Here is a 4,736-nt window from a genome sequence, read left to right on the forward strand (position 1 = left end):
AACTTACTGTTATCGAACGCAATCTCGACGTCGTTATCGGGGTCCGCCCACCCTTCGCCGAGTAGCATCTTTTTCAGGTTCGACTGGTTGCCTGTGTTCAGCGCGACCGCCAGGATCTGATGCCCGTACAAGTGATCCTCAATCTCGGGGATGTATACTTTCCGGTTGTGTCGCTTCATGTCAGCCTTGCTGCGGTTCTCGATAGCCTCCATCACAGGAGTCGCTGTACCCTTCCACAACTCGATCTCTTCAACGTAAGCGTCTGTGAACGGCTGCACCATCACCTGATGGCTGACCCCCACACGCTCCCCGCCGTCGAGCCAGGAGGCCATCCAGGGGATCTTCGACATCTGCGCCATGAGCCAGCGGCCCCACTTGCGCCCTTCAACTGCGTCAGTGCGCTTTGATTTGAAGCGTGGACCCACTTTCTCAGTGATGCTGCTAGTCCACCGTTCGACTAACTTGTTGTACTCGATCTCTTCGCCCATCCGGGTTATTTTGTTCGCATACCTGGCAACATGCTCGATGTTCTTAACCGAGTCGTGCACGCCCTGTATGTCGCTGTAAGCAACGTTTTTCCAGTGAGTGATGTAGGACTCATTTAATACCGCGTTATGCAGTACGAGCCCGTCCCCATCCAGCTCCATACGGTCTCTCGCCCAGGTGTTAATGTCCTGGTTAACTTGATCTACTTTTTTCAGAGTGGCTGACTTGCGGAACTCAAACCTCTCAAGTATCTTGACGATTTGCTCCCAGTAGCCGCCCTCTGCTTTCTGAATCTCTTCGCGCACTTTCTTTTTGTTATACCGGGCTTTGTGGTCCACAATCTTGACGATCGCGTTCTTTGCCTCGGTGGCTTCCAGACCCATGAAATAGTTGACGGCCTGGCGCTGTTTAGCGTGTGCGGCCCCCTCACGGTTGCCCTCCGCTAGCATCCGAGCTGCTTCCTGTGCAGCTGCAATCTCAGCTTTGCGATACTTACCTGGGTGGATCTCACGGAAAGACAGGGACCCGATCTTCTCTTTCGAGATCGCTTTCATCGTGTCACGATCGATTGCTTTCTGATTCGTGCCGCGAGCAATCATCTTCAACTCGTGCAAGATCAACCGGCCACGCTCCTCACTGCGCACCGCGTCATCGGCTTGCTGCTCGATAGTGCCGTCGGTCAAGATGTCACCATGGCGCTCGATCATCTGCTTTTCAGCGTTTGACTCTGCGACGGTCTTCATGGCTGGAGCAGTGACTATATCGGTCAACATCTCATCGCCGGAGCGGTACCCGAAAAATGCCGCCGCCTCGTCTGGGTGCACACCAGCCTGACCTTTTGCGGTCATGCCTCGCAGCTCAGATGGCACGCGCACCGACTTGCGCCCGAGCTTATCGACTTTCTCTTCACCGACTAAATCTTTCGTAGATGCATGGTCCAGCTTGATGTCACCGTCGCGCAGTCGGCTTGATGCCGCGTACACTTTCTCAGTTTTAAGACGGTCAAGCTCTTCATTGACAATGTCCTGCTTTTCTTCTCTCCACCAGGCTTTTGTCTGGCGGGTGAGCTGTGCAATAATTTTATCACGTAAAGTTTCAGATTGTGCGTCCTTTACTTTTGACTGCCGCTGCTTGTAGTCGGCGAACTGCTTCTCGGTCATGCCCGCAGTCGTAGCGTCAGTGAAAAAGGGCTCCACTCTCGCTCGCGCTTCCGCCGCATGAATCTGCTCCTCAGTGGCTAGCAGTCGATCAAATACCTGGCGCATCTCATTGTCGAGATTGACTTGTAATTTATTACGGAACGCCTGGTACACTTGCGCAAGCCAGCGGGCGAACGTACGGAACGCATTACGTAGCTCGATCGACGGGGCTTTGCCCTCCATCAAATACGTCTCAAACCCTCTCGCGAACTGCTCGTGCACCGCACGACGGACTGCCGCGTCTTGCGCCACGTCGCCTGTGCTGCCGATGTCCAGATACTCGATCACGTTCTCAGCGGTAATTTTTCCGGGTGTGGGTGTTGGGGTGTCGGATTGCGCATAGATGGGGCCTCCCTCAATCTCTGGGTACGTGAGAGGCTTCGACCCCTCCGTCAAACCGTCCCACAGCTCTTCTAGTGACTCAACGTTCCACGTATCGCTGGGGATGTACACCCACTCGTGCGGGTCGGTGCCTTCCCACCAAACCTCTGTGCCGTCAACCTCTATCGAGACAGTAGAGGCATCGCCGTCCACATTGCTCTCATGTCCTGCAGCGTACGACTGGTCCATCGACACCCAGTCGCCCGCCTCGATCTCTTCACCAGTAGGCATCGCCCTGTGTATTGTGACTCGACCACTCCCTGCGTTCTCGTAATCGTCAGGGGTCAGTGCCATTGCCGCCCGACCCAACCGTGTCCGGTTCCTATCGCTCAAGTCCATCAGATCCGGCGTCAAAGCATTCTTGAACTCTTCAAAGTTCTCTGACCAGTCGGCTAGCTCCTGCAGTGCGATATCAAAATCCGGCGACACTTTCGGGACATCACGCATCCGCCCTTGTCGGCGACGAGTCTCCTCACCGCGCAAACTTTGCACCCGTAGACGTTCTTGCTCCGCAGGGTCACGCTCCTTTATCTCCCGAAACACTCGGGAAAGTATGTTCAAGGTGATGCCATCGTTCTCATTTAAGTCGGATGCCTGCACCTCTTCTTTACTAATTAGGCTTGCTTTACCTTTAATCACGCGGTATGCGTCACCGCTGTCCGTCCACACCGTGTACACTCGTGCGTCACTGGGGTCGGACGCGTGCGCCAACACCGCATCCGGTACTTGCTCCAGCAACTCTTCGCCGAGCAGAGACCCGCCAAACGTCTGCAGGGTATCGGTGCTACTCGCAACCTTTGCAGCGATGTCGATCAAGTCTGCTTTAGTTCTACCGTCGAACCCCACCAGGTATCGGTACACGTCTATGCGATCGCGAGGCATGTCATTCGGTAAAGAGGGCTCGCTCTGCTTCAACTCGTCAAACTTCTCACCGAGGTATGTGTTCGCTTCAGCCGCCACTTCCTTCGCGTTGCGCTTGTACCAGGAGTTAATGCCGTCGAGCAGACCAGTGTCGCCTGCTGATTTCTTCTCCATCTCATACATGAAGTGGGCGAACTCGTGCAAGAACGTCGATAGGTTCGCAGACTCAGTCAGCCTGATTACACTATTCGCAGGGTCGTAGTACCCACGTGCTTCTGGCTGTGCGGCGTCTTTTTGGTAGAGCAGATCTCGTTGCTGAGCGATGACCTCTCCGCGAGACTCTTTCTTCTTTGAGTCATAGTACTTGACTCGCAGACCGGCATCTTTCAACACTTGTAATGCTTCTTTTTTCAGACCCTTCGGCACGACTGCGGTGCTGAACTCACCGAACTGCACGGGCCGTCGGAACTTAGTCTCGAAGTAAGACGTAGGTAGCGCAACCAGGTACTCTATCAGGTCGTCAACGATTTTGTACGCGTCAGCATCCATATTGAATGCATCGTTCAGCGCACGCCTCCCTTCGGTGATCGCGGTGCCCGCGTCGTCGAGATAGCCGAAAGAGGTGGAGTCGTACTTATAGTAAGGTCGCAGCGCGTCCAGCGCGTCAGTGAATACCTCACTAGACTGCTCCTTTACCTGTTTGAAATCTTTTTCACTTACGATTTTGTCACGTTTCGCTTGTATCTGTTTCAAGGTAGTCAGTTCTTTCGCGTACGCAGACCTGACCGTGCCCGCCCCATAGAAAAAATTCTCTCCGGCTTGCAGCTGCTTCGTCATATCCTTGATGACATTATCCATATTATAAGGGACGTATTTCCGATTTCCGGCGGCGGTGAACCCTTTAAACAGCTTTTTGCTTTTCACTAAGTCATTGAAAGTGTCAGCGACGTGCGCCTCGTATGCATCGCGAGTCTTTTTAACTCGCATCTTTTTCGCGATGTCTTGCTGCAGTTGAAACGTATCTACACCGCCCTGACTCCGATAGTCAGCTACTCTCCCCGCCCACTCTCTTAACTTATTCTGACGAATAATACCGTCCTTGAAAAACCAGTCAGTCATCTTCTCGGCTCGAACGTCAAACCCCTCCGCCGTCAGGTCGTCCAGCTGCGCCTGGTAGTGCTTTGTTACAGCTTTGATGAATTTGAGATCGTCAGCTAGCTCCCACCGGTCCAACTCAGTCTTTGCGAATTTGCGAACGACAGGGTCTACTTTTCTCTTTTTCAAACGAGGCGCTTTGCCTTGCGCTTTCATCCACTCATACTCAAACGCGGGCGAGTTCCGCAGATGCATCGCACCGTCACTCTCTTCCATTGTCTGGTGGTCAGGCTTGCTCAGACCCAACCCTTCAGGGTCGAGCCTCTCGTAAAGTTCACGCGCTTTATCTATGTTGATGTCATGCACTGCGCGTGACTGTCGAGGGGAGTAGATGTCCGCGTCGAACGTTCGCGCACTGAAGTCTGTTAAAAAGTCGGGAGTTGCCAGTAGTGATATCTCACCGAAACCTTCGAAGTCACTAACGCCCGCCCGTATGGTAGCCACCGAGGGTGCCGCCAGACCACCCAGCTCTGCTGCCGCTAGCAACCCCTCTTCACTCAAATTATGTACATTGATAAGGTCTTTCTCGACGTCCTGCCGCAGTAACTCATCATTACGTTTGAGGATAGTTAAGTCATTCTCATCGAAGACAACAAAGTTACGTGTGCCCTCTCCGGCGCTTCTGCTGCTGCCGTCGAAGTATTTTATTCCGGG

1 protein-coding gene is annotated in these 4,736 nt (G+C 53.6%); it reads right to left on the reverse strand.

Annotation, left to right across the window (positions count from 1 at the left end; genetic code table 11):
• Positions 1-4,736: hypothetical protein (locus GY937_19920; GenBank protein ID MCP5058977.1), on the reverse strand; the 4,736-nt coding region annotated here is incomplete at both ends.

Source organism: bacterium, from assembly GCA_024228115.1.
GTDB lineage: Bacteria > Myxococcota_A > UBA9160 > UBA9160 > UBA6930.